The organism is Marmoricola sp. URHB0036, assembly GCF_000426045.1.
GTDB lineage: Bacteria > Actinomycetota > Actinomycetes > Propionibacteriales > Nocardioidaceae > Marmoricola.
Genome location: NZ_AUEP01000005.1, coordinates 52,664 through 73,420, shown reverse-complemented (window position 1 = coordinate 73,420; position 20,757 = coordinate 52,664). Strand labels below are relative to the sequence as shown.

Here is a 20,757-nt window from a genome sequence, read left to right as displayed (position 1 = left end):
CCTCAGCCCGCGCGACCCGAGCAGGCTCCGACGACAGCCCTCCGCGCCGCCCGGTCGAGCTCACCGAGTGCACCGGCCCGCTGCTGCATCTCGTACGACGACACGGCGCCGCCCTCGCCCGAACGAGCCAGTGCGACGACCTCGAGACAGAGCAGGGCACGGTCCAGGGTCTCGATCCGCCGTGCGTCGTACCCGCGCGGCAGGGGGAGTGGTGGCCGGTGGCGCAGGTTCATCAACAGGTCGGGGATGTCCGGCTGCCAGGAGGCGACGTCGAGGTCGACCAGCCGGCGGGTCACCTCCGCCAGCGTGGTTCGCAGCTCGATGGACGTCTCGCGCTCGTCGACCCACGGGGCCGGCTCTGCGGGGAACGCGGTCCACACGATCGTGCGTGCGTCCTCGACGGGGACGAGACCCACCTTGCCGACGACCACCGCCTGCCCGGCGTCCAGCGCGGCGAGGTTGAGCTCCTCGGGACCGCCCAGCCCCAGCAGGTCGCCCGGCGCGGGGAGGGCGAGCGAGATCGGGCCGTCCAGGAGGGCCGGCAGCTCGTGCAGCTCGAGGATGCGATCGTCATCGACGCCACTGACCAGGTGCCGGGGGTCGTCGCCCCGGACGGCGTCGGCCAGGTCGTCCGGTCCGACGTCGCCGGACCGGAACGCGTCCAGCCAGGTGGCCAGGACGGCGGCGATGGGCAGCGTGCTCACAGCGGCAGCCTAGATCCGGACGGCCAGGGAGGAGCACGCTGCGGGACGGCGCAGGCGGCCGGGTAGGTTGACGTCCGACTCCACCTGATCCCGAATGTGCCGCTGAGGTCCCTGTCGTGAATGCCGTGCTCGAGCTCGCCGACGTCACCGTCAAGCGAGGGACTGCCACCCTGCTGGACGGCGTCGACTGGGCCGTCGAGGAGGACGAGCGGTGGGTCATCCTCGGCCCCAACGGCGCCGGCAAGACGACGCTCATGCAGCTGTGCTCGGCGCAGATCCACCCCACCTCCGGAGTCGTCGGCATCCTCGGCGAGGTCGTCGGCACGGTCGACGTCTTCGAGCTGCGGCCGCGCATCGGCTGGACCAGTGCCGCGGTGGCGGAGCGCATCCCGAGGCACGAGATCGTCCGCGACGTGGTGGTGTCGGCGTCGTACGGCGTGGTCGGCCGCTGGCGTGAGCGGTACGACGAGCTCGACCACGAGCGAGCCGCTGCCCTGCTCCGCGAGGTCGGTGCCGGTGCCCTGCTCGACCGCACCTTCGGCACCCTCAGCGAGGGGGAGCGCAAGCGGGTCCAGATCGCCCGGGCACTGATGACCGACCCCGAGCTGCTGATCCTCGACGAGCCGGCGGCCGGGCTCGACCTCGGCGGTCGGGAGGACCTCGTCTCGACGCTGTCGGCGATCGCGCTCGACGAGTACTCGCCCGCCACCATCCTCGTCTCCCACCACGTCGAGGAGATCCCGCCCGGCTTCACGCACGCGTTGCTGCTGCGCGAGGGCCGGGTCATGGCCGCCGGGCCGATCCCGCACGTGATGAACGCCGAGCAGCTGTCCGCGACCTTCGGCATGCGACTGACCCTGCACGAGGAGGACGGCCGCTACAGCGCTCGACGGCTGGCGCGTCGGCACGCCTGATCGCGGTTCGAATTGCGAACTCTTGGATAGGGTCGAGACATGGACTGGCTCAGCGATCACCTGTGGGTCGGCTGGCTCGGGCTGGCCGTCGCCTTCGGTGCGCTGGAGCTGGTCAGTCTCGACCTCTTCCTGATCATGCTGGCCGGCGGTGCCGTTGTCGGCGCCCTCACCGCGCTTCTCGGCGGGCCGGTTGCCCTGCAGATCGTGCTCGCACTGATCACGGCGGTGGCGTTGCTGGCCGTGATCCGGCCCAACGTCGTACGCCGCCTGCACAGTGGGCCCACCTTGCGCACCGGAGCCGAGGCGCTGATCGGGCAGCGTGCGAGGGTGCTGCGCGAGATGGCCCACGGCACGCCGGGTCGGGTGAAGATCGGCGGCGAGGAGTGGACGGCCGAGCCCTACGACGAAGATGACCGCATCGAGGCCGGCGAGGTCGTCGACGTGGTCCAGATCAAGGGCGCGACGGCCTACGTGCTGCGCGTCCACAAGCTCGAGTCCTGACGGCTCGAGCACAACTGAAAGAGAAGAGGGGTCGCGATGGGTGCAGCAGTACTGGTCGTGTTCGCACTGCTCCTGATCTTCGTCGTCCTCGTGCTCGCGAAGACGATCAGGATCATCCCGCAGGCACGTGCCGGCATCGTGGAGCGTTTCGGGAAGTACAAGACGACCCTGCAGCCAGGGTTGAACGTCGTCACCCCGTTCGTCGACCGGGTCCGCTACGTCATCGACATGCGTGAGCAGGTCGTCTCCTTCCCGCCACAGCCGGTGATCACCGAGGACAACCTGGTCGTCTCGATCGACACGGTCATCTACTTCCAGGTGACCGATCCGGTGTCGGCGACGTACGAGATCGCCAACTACATCTCGGCCATCGAGCAGCTCACCATGACCACCCTGCGCAACATCGTCGGTGGCATGGACCTCGAGCAGACGCTGACCTCGCGCGAGGACATCAACCGCGGGCTGTCCGGGGTGCTCGACGAGGCGACCGGTCGATGGGGAGTGCGCGTCGGACGTGTCGAGATCAAGGGCATCGACCCGCCGCCGTCGATCAAGGACTCGATGGAGAAGCAGATGCGCGCCGATCGTGACAAGCGTGCGGTGATTCTCACCGCAGAAGGTCAGCGGCAGTCCGCCATCCTCACCGCCGAGGGCAACAAGCAGGCCGCGATCCTGTCGGCCGAGGGTGACCGTGAGGCGCTCATCCTGCGTGCACAGGCCAACCGGGAGGCCGCGATCCTCAAGGCCCAGGGTGAGGGGCAGGCCATCCAGACCGTGTTCCAGGCCATCCACGACGGGCAGCCCGACCAGGCACTGCTCGCCTACCAGTACCTCCAGATGATGCCGAAGATCGCCGAAGGCTCCGCCAACAAGGTGTGGGTGGTGCCCTCCGAGATCACCAAGGCGCTCGAGGGTCTCGGGTCCGCGGTCCACGAGGTCGCCGGGATCCCCAAGACCTCGAGTGGTCCCCGGGTGCGGGTGGACACCAATCCCGAGGCGGCTCGGAGCACCGATCCCGGTTCGGTCCTCGCGGACACGCACGCCGAGGTCGAAAAGGCGATCGCCGCCGCGGAAGGCGCCGCGCGCTCCACGGCCGGCGGCGCTCCCGCCGCAACCCCACCGCCACCGGCCACACCTCCCGCCACTGACCCGACCGACTCCACCGGAGAGGCGCCGCCCGCGCAGTGAGCTTCTGGGAGATCGTCGCCATCCTGTTCGCCGGGATGGCGGCCGGGACCATCAACACCGTGGTGGGGTCGGGAACGCTGATCACGTTCCCGACCCTCCTCGCGTTCGGCATCCCTCCGGTGACGGCCAACGTCTCGAACACGATCGGGCTCGCCCCGGGGTCGCTGTCCGGCGCCATCGGCTACCGGCGCGAGCTCGAGGGCCAGCGCACGCGGCTGATCCGACTCGGGAGCGCGTCGCTGCTCGGCGGCATCGCGGGAGCCCTGCTGCTCCTCCTGCTGCCGTCGTCGGCATTCGACGCGATCGTGCCGGTGCTGATCGTGCTCGGCTGCGTGCTCGTGGTCGTCGGTCCGCGGATCCAACGCCGGGTCGCGGCACGGGCCGAGGAGCGCGGCGGGGTGGCCGAGCACGGCGTGTGGTGGGTCTGGCCCGCCGTACTCCTGGCCGGCGTGTACGGCGGCTACTTCGGCGCCGCCCAGGGCGTCCTGCTGATGGCGATCCTGGGCATCGGCGTCGTCGACTCGATGCAGCGGCACAACGCCACCAAGAACGTGCTCGCGCTGATCGTCAACGGGATCGCTGCGGTCGCGTTCATCATCCTGGACTTCGTGCACATCCCCGGGCTGGAGGGCGGCCACGTCGACTGGGCGGTGGCCCTGATCATCGCCATCGGCTCGACCATCGGCGGCCAGCTCGGCGCCACCGTCGGCCGACGCCTCCCCCCGAACGTCCTCCGCGCCGTGATCGTGCTCGTCGGGATCGTCGCGGTGGTCACCTTCGTCTTCTAGCCGCTGCTTGCGTCATACGAGTTGGTCGCCATAGCGGCCACTTCGTATGACGTACGGGCGCAAGCTCAGGAGTCCTGGAGCTCCAGCACGCCGGTCGCCACCGCGGCGGCGGCCACGACGGTGAGGAGGAGGCCGGCCTTCTTGGGGACCGAGCCGGTGGCGGCCGTGGCGAGGCCGGTGAAGGCGTCGGCGCCGTCGACCGCGATGCCGAGCTGGACGAGCCGGCGACGTGCCTCGCCCGAGGAGGCGAGCGTGATCGCACCGAGGGCGATCTCGCGCGAGCCGAACATGCGACCCATGTAGCCCAGCTGCGGGTTCGACCTCGGGTCGAGCAGGAAGAGCCGTGCCGTGAGCGACGGGAACAGGAAGGAGAGGGCGCCGACGCTGATGCGGCCATAGGCGAGGCCGGTGATGGGATCCATGACGGGAGGCTAGCGCCTCACTCGACGTACGCCGAGAGCCACCGGCCCAGCTCGTCGTACACCTGGGTCCGCGCCGGCTCGGCCGAGAGCACCACGTCGTGGATCGCCCCGTGCACCTGGACGATCGTCACGTGGTGGGAGAGCTCCGGGGCGCGTCGACGAAGGCGTTCGACGTCGAGCACCACGTCGGTGCGGATGAGGTCGGGGTCGTCGACCGACGTGGGAAGCGACGACCGGTCGGAGGTGATCATCAGCAGTGGCGAGTCGATGTCCAGCCCCTTGGCGACCCGGGCCTGGCCGGTGCGGATCGCGCGGATCCAGCCGGCGTACACCGGGTAGGACGCCAGCGGCTTCCATTCGAGGTTGAACTCCCACTCGCCGATGTGGTCCCGGTGCAGGCTGCGCGCGTAGACCCCGCTCACCTCGCGTGGGATCTGTCGCTTCGGGTCGATCGCGCCCAGCCGCTGGATGACCGGCAGGGCCAGCAGCCGGGTGAACGCATCCCCCTGCATGTCGATCCAGGGAGCGTTCAGGAAGACCCCGGCAGCGGGCAGACCCCGGTCGTGCAGCCACAGCGGCACGGTGAGCCCGCCCGTCGAGTGCGCGGAGAACACGACGTGGTCGTGCTCCTCGGCGATCAGGCGGTACGCGAGGTCGAGCTCCTCGTAGTAGGAGCTCAGGTCGGCGACGTAGTTCGGGGTCTGGTGCGGTCGCAGTGAACGGCCGTACTTGCGCAGGTCGAGCGCGAAGAAGTCGTAGCCCCGGTCGACCCAGTAGTCCGCGAAGCCGGTCTGGAAGAAGTAGTCGGCGAACCCGTGCACGTGCAGCACGGCCTTCCTCGTCGACGAGCCGGCCGACCGCCGGACCAGGGTCGCGACCACCTCGCCCTCGTCGTCGGGCCGCAGCTCCAGCGTCTGGGCGGTGTACGGCGGACCCAGGGCATCGGTCACCGCGGACACGTCGGGCTCGGCCATGGCGCGATCCTGCCATGGCCGAGCCCGGTGGCTGGTGCGCCGGGTCTAGGAGCTCGCGTGGGTCTCCGGCTCGACGATCGGGTCGGACGCCTCCTGCTGCGCGTCACCCGGCTGGGCGCCGGGTGCCCCGAGGTCGGCGCCCTCGCGGACGAGCTCCTCGATCTTCTTGCCGCAGTCGGCGTCGACGTGGTGCCAGTAATGGAAGGCGCGCTCGAGCACGTCTCCCTCGACCCCGCCGAGCAGGTGGCCGGCGACGGTCTTCACGAACGCCTCGCGCTGCTCGTCGGTCCACACCTCGCGCACCAGGGTGCCGGCCTGCGAGAAGTCGTCGTCGTCCTCGCGCAGCGTGTAGGCCTGGCGCACCATGGCGCCGTCGGTCTCCCAACCCGGGTCGACCTCACCCACGTTGTCGGCGTAGCCGCGGCCGAACGAGTTGGGCGCGTACACCGGGTCGTCGCCGCGGTGCTCGTAGGCCATCGGCCCGTCCTGCGTGTAGGTGTTCACCTCGACGCGCGGCCGGTTGACCGGCAGCTGCAGGTAGTTCGGACCGATCCGGTGGCGGTGGGTGTCGGAGTAGGAGAAGGCGCGGCCGAGCAGCATCTTGTCCGGGCTGAACCCGATGCCGGGCACGAGCGCGCTCGGCTCGAACGCCGCCTGCTCGATCTGGGCGAAGAAGTTCTCCGGGTTGCGGTTCAGCGTCATCGTGCCGACCTTGATCAGCGGGTAGTCGCCGTGCGGCCAGATCTTGGTGAGGTCGAACGGGTTGATCCGGTAGGTCTTCGCGTCGGCGTACGGCATCGCCTGGATGGACAGCGTCCAGCTCGGGAAGTCGCCCTTGGCGATCGAGTCGTAGAGGTCGCGGCGGTGGAAGTCGGCGTCCTCGCCGGCGATCTGGGTCGCGTCCTCGTCGGTGAGGCCCTCGACGCCCTGGTTGCTGTGGAAGTGGTACTTGACCCAGTGCTTCTCGCCGGCCTCGTTGACCCAGAGGTAGGTGTGCGAGCCGTAGCCGTTCATGTGGCGGTAGGTCTTCGGGATCCCGCGGTCACCCATCAGGTAGGTCACCTGGTGGGCCGACTCCGGGTTGAGGCTCCAGAAGTCCCACTGCATGTTGTTGTCGCGCAGGCCGTTGCCCCCACGGCGCTTCTGCGAGCGGATGAAGTGCGGGAACTTCATCGTGTCGCGGATGAAGAAGATCGGCGTGTTGTTGCCGACCAGGTCGTAGTTGCCCTCGTCGGTGTAGAACTTCAGCGCGAAGCCGCGCGGGTCACGCCAGGTGTCGGGAGAGCCCTGCTCGCCGGCAACGGTCGAGAAGCGGGCCAGCATCTCGGTCTTCGCGCCCGGCTGGAACAGCCCGGCCTTGGTGTAGGCCGAGACATCCTCGGTCGTCTCGAACTCACCGAAGGCACCGGACCCCTTGGCGTGCACGTTGCGCTCCGGGATGCGCTCGCGGTTGAAGTGCGCCATCTGGTTCAGGAAGTGCACGTCGTGGAGCAGGATCGGCCCGTCCGGACCGATCGTCAGGGTGTTGCGGTCGCTGGGCGCCGGAGCGCCGGTGTCGGTCGTCGAGCCGATCGAGGCCTCGGAGGACGGAGCCGTCGCGATGGAGGTTCCGTCGTCGGGCTGGGGCAGGTCGGTCATGCGCACTCCTCGTCAGTCGTTCGTGCCGTGGTGGGCACCCTCGGGGCGTACCCACGTCCGTCCGACACAACCACCGACACTGGAATGAATCAAGACAGCGTCATCCGGATGTCCTGAACTGTCAGTGGAGGGGTGATGTTTCAACCCTCCACTGGCGGTTTGGCCGGTCGCCCGGCCAAACCGCTGGACCCGAAGGCGTCCTCAGTGCTGGTAGGTGCCCATCACGATCGCTCGGCCGGCGGTCTTGAAGGCGAGGTTGAAGCTGACCACCGCGGGGGAGGCCTCGGAGTCGACTCCGAGCGACTCCTCGGTGACTGCGTGCACCACGAAGTAGTAGCGGTGCACCTGGTCGCCCTCCGGCGGCGCGGCACCCATGAACGCCTTGCTGCCGCCGTCGTTGCGGCACATGAAGGCATTGCCCGGCAGCGTGGCCCCCTCGGCGCCGGCACCCGCCTCCAGCGAGGTCACGTCGGCCGGGAGGTCGACCAGCGCCCAGTGCCAGAAACCGGAGGGCGTCGGAGCGTCCGGGTCGAAGCAGGTCACCGTGAAGCTCTTGGTGCCCTCGGGGACGTCGCTCCACGACAGCTGCGGGGAGCGGTCGCCCGCGGCGTTCACCTGGTCGTCCTTGAGCGGCTGGCCGTCGGTGACGTCGTCACTGGTGACGGTGAAGCTCGGGGCAGGCGGGAGCAGGTCGTAGGGATCGGGGCTCACGGGGCGTTCGATGCTCATGCAGGCGAACGTTAGTCCGCAGGCTGGGAGGGGCAAACCCGTCGGCCGCCCGGGATGGACACAATGGACCCGTGGACACACCTCACGACGAGCACGGCGACCCCCCGATCTACCCGGTCGGGCTGCGGCTCGCGGGCCGCAAGGTCCTGGTGGTGGGCGGAGGCAACGTCGCGCAGCGCCGGGTGCCCACGCTGATCGCCGCAGGGGCCGACGTACACCTGGTCTCGCCGGAGGTCACCCCCGCCATCGAGGGCCTGGTCGGGTCGGGCGAGGTGCGCTGGCTCGAGCGCGGCTTCGAGGACGAGGACCTCGAGGGCGCCTGGTACGTGATGGCAGCCACCGACGACCACGAGGTCAACGAGCGGGTCAGCGAGCTGGCCGAGGAGCGGCGGGTGTTCTGCGTCAGGGCCGACGACGCGTACGCCGCGACAGCGTTCACGCCTGCCGTCGGACGCCACGCCGGGGACACCATCGCGGTGATGGGCAGCTCGGCGGGCGAGCGCGACCCGCGCCGCCACGCCAGCCTCCGCGACGAGATCGTGACCGCGATGCGCGAGGGTGCGCTCGCGACCAGGCACCACCGCGACCACGGCCCGGGCGTCGTGCTCGTCGGCGGTGGACCGGGGGACCCCGAGCTCATCTCGGTGGCCGGGCGCAAGGCGCTGATGGAGGCCGACATCGTGGTGGCCGACCGGCTCGCCCCGCGAGAGCTGCTGGCCGAGCTGCCGGCCGACACCGAGATCGTCGACGTCGCCAAGCTCCCGCGCGGCCGCTCGGCCCAGCAGGACCGGATCAACGAGGTCATCGTCGAGGCGGCCAAGGCCGGCAAGCGGGTGGCCCGGTTCAAGGGCGGCGACAACTTCGTCTTCGGCCGCGGCTACGAGGAGGTCATCGCCTGCCAGGAGGCTGGTGTCCCGGTGACCGTCATCCCCGGCATCAGCAGTCCCCTGGCGGTGCCGGCCGTGGCCGGTATCCCGGTCACGCATCGTGGGATCACCCACGACCTCACCATCGTCTCCGGGCACCTCCCACCCGGTCACCCCGAGTCGCTCGTGCAGTGGGGCGCACTGGCCAGCCTGCGCGGCACGATCGTGCTGATGATGGCGGTCGAGAACGCACCGCTCATCGCCGAGGTGCTGCTCCGCGGGGGCCGGGACGCACGCACCCCGGTGGCGGTGATCTGCGACGGCACCATGCCGACCGAGCGCACCGTGCTCAGCACGCTCGGCGACCTCGCGGACGACCTCGTCACGCACGACGTGCACCCCCCGGCGATCATCGTCGTCGGCGAGGTCGTGGCCATTGCCCGGCCCGACGACTACCCGGCCCCGGAGCAGCACCGAGCGTGACGACGTACGTCGAGATCGACGACCCCGCCGACCCCCGCCTCGCCGACTACCGCGACCTGCGCGACGTACAGCTGCGGCAGTCGCTCGAGGCCGAGCACGGTCTGTTCCTCGCCGAAGGCGCCAAGGTCGTACGACGGGCCGCCGAGGCCGGCTTCCCGATCAGGTCCTTCCTGATGGCGCCGCGCTGGCTCGACGGGCTGGCCGACGTGCTGGAGGGGACCGACGCGCCCTGCTACGTGGTCAGCGAGGCCCTCGCCGAGCACGTCACGGGGTTCCACGTGCACCGCGGCGCCCTGGCCTCCCTCGCACGAACTCCTCTGCCGACGGTCGAGGAGGTGCTCGACGACGCCCGCACCGTCGTCGTCTGCGAGGACGTCGTCGACCACACCAACGTCGGTGCGATCTTCAGGTCCGCTGCAGCGCTCGGTGTCGACGCGGTGCTGCTGGCGCCGCGGTGCGCCGACCCGCTCTACCGCCGCTCGGTGAAGGTGGCCATGGGCGCGGTCTTCGCGCTGCCGTGGACGCGACTGCCGGACTGGTACGACGCACTACCGGACCTGAGCAACAGGGGACTCCACACCGTCGCCCTCACCCTGGCTGACGACGCCGTCCCGCTGGAGGAGGCGGTGTCCGGCCTGGGCCGGATGGCCCTGGTCGTCGGGTCGGAAGGTCACGGCCTGTCGGCACGGTGGGAGCGCTCCGCCGAGCGGCGAGCGGTGATCCCGATGGGGCGTGGGATCGACTCCCTCAACGTGGCCGCCGCGACGGCCGTCGCCTGCTACGTCGCAGCACGGAGGTGAATCACACCGGACGGCTGAGTTTCCTCTTATGGTGTCCGGGTGGGGTGGGAGGCAGAACCGGCTGAGGCGCCGTCCAACGACATGGTCGCGCACGTGTCCGACTACGCCATCATCGGTCTGGACCCCGAGGGCACGATCACGTCCTGGAACCTCGGTGCCGAGAAGCTCAAGCAGTACACCCGCGAGGAAGCGATCGGGCGCAGCTTCTCGATGTTCTACCCCGAGGAGGATCGGCGCGACGGCCTGCCACTGACTCTGCTCACCCAGGCCCTGGACGACGGGCGTGTCGAGCACCTCGGCTGGCGGGTGCGCAAGGACGGCACCCGGTTCTGGGGCGACGTGATCATCACCGCCCTGCACGACGAGGCCGGCGTCCACACCGGCTTCGTGAAGGTGACGCGCGACCTCACCGAGCAGCACCACCTCGAGACCGCCCTGAAGTCCAGCGAGGAGCGGCTCCGGCTGCTGGTCGGGCAGGTCGTCGACTACGCGATCATCGCCCTCGACCCCCAGGGCATCATCTTGACCTGGAACCTCGGCGCCGAGCGGGTCAAGGGGTACACCGCCGAGGAGATCATCGGGCGCAGCTTCGCGACGTTCTACCCCGAGGAGGACCGGCGCGACGGGTTGCCGATGAAGCTGCTGACCGAGGCCAGGGAGCAGGGCAGGGTCGAGCACCTCGGCTGGCGGGTGCGCAAGGACGGCACCCGGTTCTGGGGTGACGTGGTCATCACGGCCCTCCACGACGAGGGGGGCACTCTCACCGGCTACGCCAAGGTGACGCGCGACCTGACGGAGCAGCACGCCCTCGAGACCGCACTGCGGTCAAGCGAGGAGCGGCTGCGTCTGCTGGTCGGGCAGGTCGTCGACTACGCGATCATCGCCCTCGACCCCCAGGGCGTCATCGAGACCTGGAACCTCGGCGCCGAGCGGGTGAAGGGCTACACCGCCGATGAAGCGATCGGCCGCAGCTTCGCGATGTTCTACACCGAGGAGGACCGCCGACGCGGGCTACCGCTCGAGCTCCTGTCCATCGCCAAGGAAAGGGGCCGGGTCGAGCACACCGGTTGGCGGGTCCGGAAGGACGGCTCGCGGTTCTGGGGTGACGTGGTCATCACGGCTCTGCACGACGAGGGGGGCAAGCTCGCCGGCTTCGCCAAGGTGACCCGCGACCGCACCGACCTCAAGGCGCTAGAGGATGCCCAGGACGCGTTCTACGCCACCTTCAAGCACGACTTCCGGACGCCGGTCACCGCCATCAAGGGGTTCGTGGACGCGATTCGCCACGCCGACGACGAGACGCGCGCTCATCTGATCGACAGGGTCGAATCGAGCGCTGACCGCCTGCTCGGCATGGTGGAGGACCTGGTCGAGTTCGCCAGCCAGCGCGCGGGGCAGGCGACCCTGGTGCTGGCCGACATCGACCTGGCCGACGTCGCCCGCAGTGCGGTCCACGACCTCTCCAGCCACTTCGATCCGGCACGCGTGCAGATCGCGGACGACGTGGCGCTGGCCACTGCCAACGGGGTGGCGATGCATCGTGTGGTCACGAACCTCGTGCTGAACGCGTTGAAGTACTCCCCGCCCGACTCGGTCGTGGACATCACGTTCGATCGAGCGCGGGCGGGATTTCTGCAGATGTCAGTCCGGGATCGCGGTCGCGGGATCGACCCTCGCGACCTCGACGTCATCTTCGACGAGTTCGTCCGCGGACGGATGGCCGAGGACGACGGCGGCACCGGTCTTGGCCTGGCCAGCGTGCGCGAGCTGGTCCGGCAGATGAACGGCCACGTCTCGATCCAGAGCGAGGTCGGGGTGGGCACGACCGTGACGGTGGAGCTGCGCTCGCAGGCCTCCCTGAAGCCGTCGGCGCCCAGTCAGCGTTCGGGATCGACCTCCGACGAGGTGGGCGAGTCCCCACCGGTGGTGGACGGTTCGGGCGACTCCGCCGCGGCCTCGACGGGCCACTGCCCGGGGTAGTCCTCGGCCGCGTCCTCCATCTGCTTGCGCAGCTTCTTGCGCGCGCGGTTGCTCAACCGGTCACCGAAGACCGTCCCCACCGTGTGATCGGTCTCGTGCTGGAGGCAGCGGGCGAACAGGCCACCGCCCTCGTAGGTGACGTCCTCGCCGTGCAGGCCCTGGCCCACGACCCGCGCGCGGTCGGGGCGGGCGCAGTCGACGAAGGCGCCCGGGTAGGAGAGGCAGCCCTCCTCGGAGTCGTCGAGCTTGCGGTCCTTGCCCTCCGGCAGCTCGACGAGCGGGTTGCAGACCACGCCACGATGGATGACGCCGTCGTCGTCGGGGCAGTCGAAGACGAACACGGCGAGGTCGACGCCGATCTGGCACGCGGCGAGCCCGACCCCGTCGGCGGCGTACATCGTCGCCACCATGTCGGCGACCAGGCGGCGCAGCTCCTCGTCGTACGACGTGACCGGGCGCGCCTTGCGATGCATCACCTCGGCGCCCCACCGGGTCACCGGTCGGACGGTGCCGCCGGTCGGGAGCTCGGCCGACGTGGGGGAGACCGGGAGCGCCGCGCGTCCCGGGGAGGAGGTGGACATGAGGGGAATGGTATGCGTGAGCCGCGCCACGTCGGCAAACTGTGGCGCTCTGTGTAACTCACAGTTACATTCAGTGTCATGTCATCGAACGCCAGCACGCGAGAGACCCTGAAGCTGCCGTGGAGCCTCCTGCGGGCCGGCGGACGGCACGGTCTCTCCGACAACGAGACACGGGACCCCATCGGGCTCGCGGTGCTCGCCCTGAACAAGTTCGCGTCCAGCGACCTGATCGACCGACTCGGCATCCGGAAGGCCAGCGAGCAAACCGTCTACCGGGTCACCAGCGCCGGGTTCCGCACCGCGGGCAACGTCGGGCGCACCTTCGCCCGCGCCGGGAAGGCCACCCGCGGCAACCGGGTGCCTGCTGCGAAGAACACCGGCCTGTTCGACCTGACCCCGGGCGAGGACGAGCAGATGCTCGCCGACGTCGTGGGGGAGTTCGCCGAGGAGATGGTCCGCCCTGCGGCTTCCGAGGCCAACGAGACGTGCACCGCACCCGACGACCTGCTCAAGGCGTCGCTCGAGATCGGACTGCCGATCCTGGGTGTGCCCGAGGAGCTCGGCGGCATCGCCACCGAACGGTCGGCCGTGGCCGGTGCGCTGGTCCACGAGGCACTCGGGAAGGGGGACATGGGCCTGGCGGTCGCGCTGCTGGCCCCCGGCGCCGTGGCCACCGCGCTCTCCCTGTGGGGCAGCGACGAGCAGCAGTCGACGTACCTGTCGGCCTTCACCGGCGACGAGGTCCCGGCCGCTGCGCTCGCGCTGGCCGAGCCCACACCGCTGTTCGACCCGACCGCTCCGGCCACGACGGCGACGGCCACGGGCGACGGCTACGTGCTCAACGGGGTGAAGTCGGGAGTCGTGCGTGGCGCCGAGGCCGAGCTGTTCGTCGTGGGCGCCGAGCTCGACGGCAAGCCGCAGCTGTTCCTCGTGGAGTCCAAGGCCGACGGCATCACCATCGAGTCCGACCCGTCGATGGGCCTGCGGGCGGCCAGCCTGTCCCGCCTCGTCCTCAAGGACGTCGCGGTCGAGAAGATCGCCCTGCTCGGCGACTCCGACGACTACCTCGACTGCGTGCGCTTCTCGCGACTCGCGTGGTGCGCCCTGGCCGTCGGTACGGCGCAGGCCGTGCTCGACTACGTCACGCCCTACGTCAAGGAGCGGGAGGCGTTCGGGGAGCCGATCGCGCACCGCCAGTCGGTGGCCTTCATGGTCGCCAACATCGCCATCGAGCTGCAGGGCATGCGGCTGGTGACCTGGAAGGCGGCCGGTCGGGTCGCCCAGGGCAAGCCGGCCGAGCGCGAGATCGCCCTGGCCCGACGGCTCTGCGCCGAGCGCGGCATGCAGATCGGCCTGGACGGCGTACAGCTGCTGGGCGGACACGGCTTCGTCAAGGAACACCCCGTGGAGAGGTGGTACCGCGACCTGCGAGCCATCGGCCTGATGGAAGGAGCTGTCCTCGTCTGAGGACGACCACGCCATGATCAATCTCGAGACCCCCAGGAAGATCCGCCCGCTCATCGACCAGGCCCACCAGGTCGCGATGAACATGCTGCGGCCGATCTCACGCAAGTACGACGAGGCCGAGCACGAGTACCCGAAGGAACTCGACATGCTCGCCGCCATGATCGACGGCATCTCCGAGTCGGGAGCGACCGGTGGCGCCGGTGCGGCCGGCGTACGCCGCAGCGAGAAGCCCGAGGAGAAGCAGGGAAACAAGAACGGCGCCAACCTCGCGTCGGTGCTCTCCATCATGGAGATGTGCTGGGGTGACGTGGGCCTGCTGCTCTCGATGCCCCGCCAGGGCCTCGGCAACTCGGCGATCGCCTCGGTGGCGAGCGACGAGCAGCTGGAGAAGTTCGCCGGCACCTGGGCTGCGATGGCGATCACCGAGCCCGACACCGGGTCGGACTCCGCGAACATCCAGACGACCGCGCGCAAGGACGGCGACGAGTACGTCATCAACGGCGAGAAGATCTATGTCACCTCCGGTGAGCGCGCCGACAGCGTGGTGGTGTGGGCGACCCTCGACAAGAGCCTGGGCCGCGCGGCGATCAAGTCGTTCGTGGTCGAGAAGGGCACGCCCGGCATGCGGGTGGAGCGGCTCGAGCACAAGCTCGGCATCCGTGCCTCCGACACCGCCGTGATCATCTTCGAGGACTGCCGGGTCCCGGCCGAGAACCTGCTCGGCTCGGCCGAGGTCGACCCCAAGCAGGGCTTCGCCGGCGCGATGGCGACCTTCGACAACACCCGGCCGCTGGTGGCCGCGATGGCCGTCGGCTGCGCCCGGGCGTCGCTCGACCTGATCCGCGAGATCCTCGAGGACGCCGGGGTGGTCGTGGACTACGACAAGCCGGCGTTCACCCAGTCGGCCGCGGCGGCGACCTTCCTCCAGCTCGAGGCGGACTGGGAGGCGGCGTACCTGCTCACCCTGCAGTCGGCGTGGATGGCCGACAACCGCGAGCCCAACTCGATGCAGGCCTCGATGGCGAAGGCGAAGGCCGGCCGGATGGGCTCCGACGTCACCCTGCGCTGCGTCGAGCTCGCCGGCACCTTCGGCTACTCCGAGACCGAGCTGCTCGAGAAGTGGGGCCGCGACTCCAAGATCCTCGACATCTTCGAGGGCACCCAGCAGATCCAGCAGCTGATCGTGGCCCGCCGGATCCTGGGGCTGACCTCGGCCGAGCTGAAGTAGGGGAGCGGCGGCGGTTTCCCCGGGCGCCCGGGGGAACCGCAGCCGGAAGACCGATACTTCGGCCCACCGCCTCCAGAATTGCCGTACCGCCCGGCCCGTTTTGGGCACTGGGCGGGGCATGAGGTTCTACGCCGACACGTCCGTACGCCGAACGCTGCAGATCGCCGGAGACCTCGGCGTCGTGCTCTGGGTGTGGTTCTGGATCTCCATCGCCCGCAAGGTGCACGAGGCAACGCTGGGGCTGGCCCGGCCCGGGCGCGCGATCGACTCCAGCGCGAGCGACCTGTCCGACCGGTTGCGCGACGCCGGGCGCACCGTGTCCGACGTACCCCTCGTCGGCGACAGCGTGCGCAGCCCGTTCGACAAGGCCGGTGGCGCGGCGAATGGGCTGGCGGAGGCCGGCCAGCAGCAGGTGGCGGCCGTCGGCTCGCTCGCACACTGGCTCGGTCTCGCGGTGGCGCTCATCCCGATCCTGGCGCTGATGTGCTTCTACCTGCCCCCACGGGTCCGGTTCGTACGACGGGCCACCGCCGGCCAGCGCTTCCTGGACTCGGGCGCCGACCTGGACCTGTTCGCGCTACGGGCGATGACGCACCAGCCGCTGCACGTGCTCGCACGCATCGACGACGACCCTGCCGGCGCCTGGCGTCGTGGCGATGCCTGGGTCATCGAGCGGCTGGCCGGACTGGAGCTGCGCAGCGTCGGCTTGCGGCCACCCAACGGCCTCGCGTCCAGTGACAGGGTGGCGCCATGACGAAGCGCACCGACCGGATCATCGAGGTGTTCAAGGACGCCTTCGACCCGCTGATGCAGGCCGACCCGGTGGCGTTCCGGACCAAGTACCGGAAGATGGCCGCCGACCCGCACTCCTTCTACCGCGGGTCGGCCTGCCTCTACTACGCCGACGTCACGTCCACGGGTGACCCGTGGGTCGACGAGCGCAGCGGCGCGATCTGGATCCACGGCGACCTGCACGTCGAGAACTTCGGCACCTACCTCAACTCCGACGGCCGGCTCGTCTTCGACGTCAACGACTTCGACGAGGCCTACATCGGGCACTTCACCTGGGACCTGCAGCGGTTCGCAGCCAGCCTGGCGCTGCTCGGCTGGCAGAAGGCCCTGCCCGAGGGCGACATCCGCTCCCTGATCGCCCGCTACGTGCGCGCCTACCTCCGGCAGGTCGACGAGTACGCCGGGAGCGACGACGACGATGACTTCGCGCTGCACCTCGACAACACCGGGGGCCCGGTGCAGGAAGCGCTCGTGAACGCCCGCAAGATCCGCCGAGCCGACCTGCTCGACGAGATGACGTACGTCGACGCAGGTGTGCGGATGTTCTCCCACGACCCGTCGGTACGGCCCTTGCCCAAGCGTGAACGGGCCAAGGTGGAGAAGGCGTTCGCGGCGTACGTCGAGACGATCCCGCGCTCGAAGCGGTTCGACCGCGAGCTCTTCTACGAGCTGCGCGACGTCGTCGGCAAGTCCGGGTTCGGGATCGGCAGTGCGGGCCTGCCGGCGTACAACTTCCTGGTCGAGGGCTACAGCCAGGCGCTCGACAACGACGTGGTGCTCTCGATGAAGCAGGCCAACGTCCCGGCCCTGAGCCGCTTCAGCGACAGCCGCGCGGTCGACCGCTACTTCGAGCACGAGGGCCACCGGACGGCGGTCAGCCAGCGTGCCCTCCAGGTGCACACCGATCCCTTGCTCGGCCACGCCGAGCTGGACGGGGTCGGGTACGTCGTCGCCGAGGTGTCGCCCTACGAGGTGGACCTGGCCTGGGAGAACATCACCGAGCCCGACGAGATGGCGGCGGTCGTCGACCTGCTCGGCCGGGCCACCGCCAAGATCCACTGTGCGAGCGACGAGGACAGCGACCAGGACCTGGTCGACTTCCAGGTCGAGGAGGCGATCGTGTCGACGTTGCAGAACCGTCGTCGCGCCTTCACCGACCACGTCGTCGACTTCGGCCTGTCCTACGCCGACCGCGTCCGGCGCGACCACGCGCTGTTCGTGGAGGCGTTCCGCAGCGGCCAGATCGGGGTCGACGCGACCTAGTCGGGCTGGTCCTCGATCCAGGCACCACGGCCCGGCTCGGCGAGGATGTACGCCGGCCGACCCCAACCGCGCGCCACGAACGCCGTGGTGACCGCTGCCTGGACGGCCTCGACCCGCTCGGTCGGCACCAGGGCGATCGCCGAGCCGCCGAAGCCACCGCCCGTCATCCGGGCTCCCACTGCGCCTGCCTCCCGGGCGACGTCGACGGCCACGTCGAGCTCTTCGCAGGAGACCTCGTAGTCGTCGCGCAGTGACACGTGCGAGGCGACCAGGAGGGGACCGAGTGCCTCCCAGTCGTCAGCGTGCAGGGCCTGGACGAACGCGTCCACGCGCGCCACCTCGCTCACCACGTGCCGGGCTCGGCGCAGCAAGGCACCGGACAGGTCCGAGAGGTCCGAGGCGAGCGCGAGGTGTGAGAGGCCGAGGGCCTTCGCTGCCTCCCACGCCTCGTCGCGCCGGGAACCGTAGCCGCCGTCGGTGAGGGTGTGGCTCACCTTGGTGTCGATCACCAGCAGCGCCAGCCCGTGTGCTGACGGGTCGAAGGGCACCTGTTCCCGGCTCCCGGACGCGAAGTCGATCAGCAACGCCTGCGAGGCCTCGCCGTACACCGCGATCGCCTGGTCGAGCCCACCGGTCGGCGCACCGACATACTCCTGCTCGGCCCGCACGCACGCCGCGACGATCTCCTCGTGCGAGCGTCCCAGGTCGAACACCTCGTCGAGGGCGAAGGCCACGCTGCACTCCAGGGCGGCCGAGCTGGAGAGCCCGGCGCCGATCGGCACGTCGCTGCTGATCCCGACGTCGACGCCGTCCTCGACCTCGAGCGCCAGGAGCACCCCCGTGACGTACGACGCCCACTGCTCGGCCTCGTCGAGGCGGCCGACACGCCCCTCCCACGAGCGCGAGCCGCTGACCACGCGCACGACGCCGTCGTCGCGAGGGGTCACCGTCGCGTGCGTCACCTGGGTCAGCGCGATCGGCAGGCAGCGGCCTCCGTTGTAGTCCACGTGCTCGCCGATGAGGTTCACCCGCCCGGGAGCAATGCCGGTCACCGAGGTGCGGCGGGTAGATTCGACTCCCGTGCGATTCCTCTCAGACACGCGGCCAGCGTATGACCTGACCTACGACGACGTGTTCATGGTGCCTCGGCGCTCCGGCGTCGCCTCGCGCTACGACGTCGACCTGGCCTCCGGCGACGGCACCGGTACGACGATCCCGATCGTGGTGGCGAACATGACGGCGGTGTCCGGCCGCCGGATGGCCGAGACGATCGCTCGTCGTGGCGGCATCAGTGTGCTCCCGCAGGACATCCCGCTCGACATCGTCGAGGAGGTCGTCGGCTGGGTGAAGGGCCGTCACCCGGTCTTCGACACCGCCATCACCCTGCAGCCGACCGACACGGTCAGCGACGCGCTCGCACTGCTGCCCAAGCGTGCCCACCGCGCCGCCGTGGTCCTCGAGGAGGGTCGGCCCGTCGGCGTCATCACCGAGGCCGACTGCCTCGGCGTCGACCGCTTCACCCAGGTCGGCCACGTGATGACCACCGACATGGTGACCCTCAAGCACACGATGGAGCCGCGGGAGGCGTTCGACGTCCTCTCCTCGACCCGGCACCGGCTCGCCCCTGCCGTCGACGACGACGGCGCCCTGGTCGGCATCCTGACCCGCACGGGTGCGCTGCGCTCGACGATCTACCGCCCCGCTCTCGATCACCTCGACCGGCTCAAGATCGGGGCCGCCATCGGTGTGAACGGCGACGTTGCAGGGAAGACCAAGAGGCTGCTCGAGATGGGCGTCGACTGCCTGGTCGTGGACACCGCACACGGTCATCAGGAGCGGATGCTCGAGGCGCTGGCCGCCGTACGCTCGCTGGACCCCACGGTTCCCGTGGTCGCCGGCAACGTGGTCGCCCCCGACGGGGTGCACGACCTGGTCGAGGCCGGCGCCGACATCATCAAGGTCGGGGTCGGTCCCGGCGCGATGTGCACCACGCGGATGATGACCGGCGTCGGACGGCCCCAGTTCAGCGCCGTCGTGGAGTGCGTCGAAGCGGCCCGACGGCACGGCAAGCACGTGTGGGCCGACGGGGGAGTGCGCCACCCCCGCGACGTCGCGCTGGCCCTGGCCGCAGGCGCTTCGCAGGTGATGATCGGGTCCTGGTTCGCGGGCACCCACGAGTCACCCGGCGACCTGCACATCAACGCCGACGGACGTCCCTACAAGGAGAGCTTCGGGATGGCCTCGGCGCGCGCCGTGGCCGGTCGTACGTCGAGCGACAACGCCTTCGACCGGGCCCGCAAGTCCCTCTACGAGGAGGGCATCTCGTCCTCGAGGATGTTCCTCGACCCGAAGCGGCCGGGCGTGGAAGACCTCGTCGACGAGATCTGCTCGGGCGTCCGCTCCGCTGCGACGTACGCCGGGGCGCACGACCTCGAGGAGTTCCACGAGCGTGCCGTCATCGGGGTCCAGTCGCCGGCCGGTTTCGCCGAAGGACGCCCGCTGCCCGGAGGCTGGTGACCCGGTTCAGGGAGCCGCGGGCGCGAACGGGTGCAGCTGCTCGTCCCCGCCCCGGACCTCGACACAGCTGGACTCCGGCACCTCGCTCCAGGCGCCCTGCAGGTCACCGAGGGGCTCGGAGACGATGAGCCGGGCGTCGTCGGCGAGCTCGTGCAGCGTGGTGTTCTCCGGGTAGTGCGCCTTCAGCGTCGCGATGTCGTTGCTGTGGAAGAGCGAACGCGACCTCCCCTCGCTGGAGTAGCGGAACGCCCAGGTGGTCTCCCCGTCGGTGGTGGCCACCGTCATCTGGATCGGGTACTCGACACCGTTGCGGTGCCCGGCGTCCTCGATCAGGCCGACGGCCCGGGCCACCGCTGGCACCGGGTCGTCCATCAGCCCGAAGGTGAGCGCGAGGTAGAAGAACAGCTCGGAGTCCGTCGACCCCTCGATCAACGGGTACAGCGCCGGGTCGACCGCGAAGGCCAGCTCACGCTTGACGAGCGGGAAGCCGAAGACGGCCCCGTTGTGCATCCACAGCCACTGGTCGTGGCGGAACGGGTGGCAGTTGGTCTGCTGCACCGCCGAGCCCGTGGTGGCGCGGATGTGTGCGAACACCCGTCGCGAGCTCGCCTGGGCCGACAGCTCGCGCAGGTTCCGGTCGTTCCAGGCCGGCTCGATGCTGGTGAACACACCCGGCGTCTCGAGGGCGCCGTACCACCCGATGCCGAACCCGTCACCGTTCGTCTCGGTCGCCCCGAGCTGCGAGTGCTTGCTCTGCACGACGAGCGAGTTCTTGGGCTTGAAGAGCAGATCCTCCAGGTTGACCGGAGATCCGGAATAGGCCAGCCAGCGACACACGACAACCTCCTTCGACGACTTCCATTCACGCCCGGACGCCGCGCTCCCGGCTCACCCCAGTCGGGTGAGCCACGCCCATCCCCCC

20 protein-coding genes are annotated in these 20,757 nt (G+C 70.0%); 12 read left to right on the top strand and 8 right to left on the bottom strand.

Going from position 1 to position 20,757, the window contains the following annotated elements:
- Positions 1 to 2: 2 nt before the first annotated feature.
- Positions 3 to 704, bottom strand: coding sequence for a hypothetical protein (locus H976_RS0105270; protein ID WP_051276246.1), 702 nt, complete (start codon positions 702 to 704; stop codon positions 3 to 5).
- Between the two features lie 116 nt (positions 705 to 820).
- On the opposite strand from H976_RS0105270, the gene H976_RS0105265 reads away from it, so the two are divergent.
- Genes H976_RS0105265 through H976_RS0105250 form a run of 4 tightly spaced genes read left to right on the top strand, consistent with a single transcriptional unit; the run spans position 821 to position 4,095 of the window.
- The gene (locus tag H976_RS0105265; RefSeq protein ID WP_027860695.1) at positions 821 to 1,618 is read left to right on the top strand and encodes an ABC transporter ATP-binding protein; all 798 of its coding nucleotides are present in this window, start codon (positions 821 to 823) and stop codon (positions 1,616 to 1,618) included.
- 39 nt (positions 1,619 to 1,657) lie between these two features.
- On the top strand, positions 1,658 to 2,119 hold the full coding sequence (locus tag H976_RS0105260; protein WP_027860694.1) for an NfeD family protein: 462 nt from the start codon (positions 1,658 to 1,660) through the stop codon (positions 2,117 to 2,119).
- Positions 2,120 to 2,155: 36 nt separating this feature from the next.
- Positions 2,156 to 3,307 (top strand): SPFH domain-containing protein, encoded by a 1,152-nt coding sequence (locus tag H976_RS0105255; protein ID WP_027860693.1) that lies wholly within the window; start codon positions 2,156 to 2,158, stop codon positions 3,305 to 3,307.
- A complete protein-coding gene (locus H976_RS0105250; protein WP_027860692.1) occupies positions 3,304 to 4,095 on the top strand; it encodes a sulfite exporter TauE/SafE family protein in 792 nt (263 codons plus the stop codon). The genes H976_RS0105255 and H976_RS0105250 overlap by 4 nt, the downstream gene beginning before the upstream one ends.
- 65 nt (positions 4,096 to 4,160) lie before the next feature.
- Here the strand turns inward: H976_RS0105250 and H976_RS28525 are convergent, their stop codons facing one another.
- The 4 genes from H976_RS28525 to H976_RS0105230 form a co-directional block, all read right to left on the bottom strand.
- Positions 4,161 to 4,517 carry a hypothetical protein gene (locus H976_RS28525; protein WP_051276244.1) on the bottom strand — a complete coding sequence of 119 codons (357 nt, stop codon included), beginning with the start codon at positions 4,515 to 4,517 and terminating at the stop codon, positions 4,161 to 4,163.
- A 17-nt stretch (positions 4,518 to 4,534) separates the two neighbouring features.
- Positions 4,535 to 5,491 carry an alpha/beta hydrolase gene (locus tag H976_RS0105240; RefSeq protein WP_051276242.1) on the bottom strand — a complete coding sequence of 319 codons (957 nt, stop codon included), beginning with the start codon at positions 5,489 to 5,491 and terminating at the stop codon, positions 4,535 to 4,537.
- A gap of 45 nt (positions 5,492 to 5,536) precedes the next feature.
- Positions 5,537 to 7,129, bottom strand: coding sequence for a catalase (locus H976_RS0105235; RefSeq protein WP_051276240.1), 1,593 nt, complete (start codon positions 7,127 to 7,129; stop codon positions 5,537 to 5,539).
- 201 nt (positions 7,130 to 7,330) lie between these two features.
- Entirely contained in the window at positions 7,331 to 7,858 is a 528-nt protein-coding gene (locus H976_RS0105230) for a YbhB/YbcL family Raf kinase inhibitor-like protein (protein ID WP_027860689.1), read from the bottom strand.
- A gap of 71 nt (positions 7,859 to 7,929) precedes the next feature.
- Between H976_RS0105230 and cobA the strand changes: the two genes are divergently transcribed.
- The 3 genes from cobA to H976_RS28520 are packed head-to-tail and all read left to right on the top strand — an operon-like array spanning position 7,930 to position 11,987.
- Positions 7,930 to 9,207, top strand: a complete 1,278-nt coding sequence (gene cobA, locus H976_RS0105225; protein ID WP_036224814.1) for a uroporphyrinogen-III C-methyltransferase — start codon at positions 7,930 to 7,932, stop codon at positions 9,205 to 9,207.
- Positions 9,204 to 10,007 carry an RNA methyltransferase gene (locus H976_RS0105220; protein WP_027860687.1) on the top strand — a complete coding sequence of 268 codons (804 nt, stop codon included), beginning with the start codon at positions 9,204 to 9,206 and terminating at the stop codon, positions 10,005 to 10,007. The genes cobA and H976_RS0105220 overlap by 4 nt, the downstream gene beginning before the upstream one ends.
- A 39-nt stretch (positions 10,008 to 10,046) precedes the next feature.
- Complete coding sequence (locus tag H976_RS28520) at positions 10,047 to 11,987, top strand: PAS domain-containing sensor histidine kinase (RefSeq protein WP_155917988.1); 1,941 nt, start codon at positions 10,047 to 10,049, stop codon at positions 11,985 to 11,987.
- On the opposite strand, the gene def is transcribed toward H976_RS28520, so the two are convergent.
- Entirely contained in the window at positions 11,885 to 12,568 is a 684-nt protein-coding gene (def, locus tag H976_RS24615; RefSeq protein ID WP_051276236.1) for a peptide deformylase, read from the bottom strand. The two genes, H976_RS28520 and def, sit on opposite strands and share 103 nt — an antisense overlap.
- Before the next feature lie 78 nt (positions 12,569 to 12,646).
- Here def and H976_RS0105205 point away from each other — a divergent pair, with 78 nt between their 5' ends.
- The 4 genes from H976_RS0105205 to H976_RS0105190 all read left to right on the top strand — a co-directional run bounded on the left by H976_RS0105205 (position 12,647) and on the right by H976_RS0105190 (position 17,318).
- Positions 12,647 to 14,035: an acyl-CoA dehydrogenase family protein gene (locus H976_RS0105205; protein WP_081682685.1), complete on the top strand. Its 1,389-nt coding sequence runs from the start codon at positions 12,647 to 12,649 to the stop codon at positions 14,033 to 14,035.
- 13 nt (positions 14,036 to 14,048) lie between these two features.
- A complete protein-coding gene (locus tag H976_RS0105200; protein ID WP_027860685.1) occupies positions 14,049 to 15,263 on the top strand; it encodes an acyl-CoA dehydrogenase family protein in 1,215 nt (404 codons plus the stop codon).
- 118 nt (positions 15,264 to 15,381) lie between these two features.
- Positions 15,382 to 16,017, top strand: a complete 636-nt coding sequence (locus H976_RS0105195) for a hypothetical protein (RefSeq protein WP_027860684.1) — start codon at positions 15,382 to 15,384, stop codon at positions 16,015 to 16,017.
- On the top strand, positions 16,014 to 17,318 hold the full coding sequence (locus H976_RS0105190; RefSeq protein WP_036224811.1) for a DUF2252 domain-containing protein: 1,305 nt from the start codon (positions 16,014 to 16,016) through the stop codon (positions 17,316 to 17,318). Before H976_RS0105195 ends, H976_RS0105190 begins: the two co-directional genes overlap by 4 nt.
- On the opposite strand, the gene galK is transcribed toward H976_RS0105190, so the two are convergent.
- Positions 17,315 to 18,418: a galactokinase gene (gene galK / locus H976_RS0105185; protein WP_027860933.1), complete on the bottom strand. Its 1,104-nt coding sequence runs from the start codon at positions 18,416 to 18,418 to the stop codon at positions 17,315 to 17,317. The genes H976_RS0105190 and galK overlap by 4 nt on opposite strands.
- Between galK and H976_RS0105180 the strand changes: the two genes are divergently transcribed.
- Positions 18,399 to 19,835 (top strand): GuaB1 family IMP dehydrogenase-related protein, encoded by a 1,437-nt coding sequence (locus H976_RS0105180; RefSeq protein WP_027860682.1) that lies wholly within the window; start codon positions 18,399 to 18,401, stop codon positions 19,833 to 19,835. The two genes, galK and H976_RS0105180, sit on opposite strands and share 20 nt — an antisense overlap.
- A gap of 6 nt (positions 19,836 to 19,841) precedes the next feature.
- Here the strand turns inward: H976_RS0105180 and H976_RS0105175 are convergent, their stop codons facing one another.
- Positions 19,842 to 20,672 carry a class II glutamine amidotransferase gene (locus tag H976_RS0105175; RefSeq protein WP_027860681.1) on the bottom strand — a complete coding sequence of 277 codons (831 nt, stop codon included), beginning with the start codon at positions 20,670 to 20,672 and terminating at the stop codon, positions 19,842 to 19,844.
- Positions 20,673 to 20,757 lie beyond the last annotated feature (85 nt).

Excerpts from the sequence above, each read along its gene's own strand:
- H976_RS0105260 (WP_027860694.1), top strand. The coding sequence starts at position 1,658 with ATGGACTGGCTCAGCGATCACCTGTGGGTCGGCTGGCTCGGGCTGGCC.
- H976_RS0105255 (WP_027860693.1), top strand. The coding sequence starts at position 2,156 with ATGGGTGCAGCAGTACTGGTCGTGTTCGCACTGCTCCTGATCTTCGTC.
- H976_RS28525 (WP_051276244.1), bottom strand. The coding sequence starts at position 4,517 with ATGGATCCCATCACCGGCCTCGCCTATGGCCGCATCAGCGTCGGCGCC.
- H976_RS0105240 (WP_051276242.1), bottom strand. The coding sequence starts at position 5,491 with ATGGCCGAGCCCGACGTGTCCGCGGTGACCGATGCCCTGGGTCCGCCG.
- H976_RS0105235 (WP_051276240.1), bottom strand. The coding sequence starts at position 7,129 with ATGACCGACCTGCCCCAGCCCGACGACGGAACCTCCATCGCGACGGCT.
- H976_RS0105230 (WP_027860689.1), bottom strand. The coding sequence starts at position 7,858 with ATGAGCATCGAACGCCCCGTGAGCCCCGATCCCTACGACCTGCTCCCG.
- def (WP_051276236.1), bottom strand. The coding sequence starts at position 12,568 with ATGTCCACCTCCTCCCCGGGACGCGCGGCGCTCCCGGTCTCCCCCACG.
- H976_RS0105205 (WP_081682685.1), top strand. The coding sequence starts at position 12,647 with ATGTCATCGAACGCCAGCACGCGAGAGACCCTGAAGCTGCCGTGGAGC.
- H976_RS0105200 (WP_027860685.1), top strand. The coding sequence starts at position 14,049 with ATGATCAATCTCGAGACCCCCAGGAAGATCCGCCCGCTCATCGACCAG.
- H976_RS0105195 (WP_027860684.1), top strand. The coding sequence starts at position 15,382 with ATGAGGTTCTACGCCGACACGTCCGTACGCCGAACGCTGCAGATCGCC.
- H976_RS0105190 (WP_036224811.1), top strand. The coding sequence starts at position 16,014 with ATGACGAAGCGCACCGACCGGATCATCGAGGTGTTCAAGGACGCCTTC.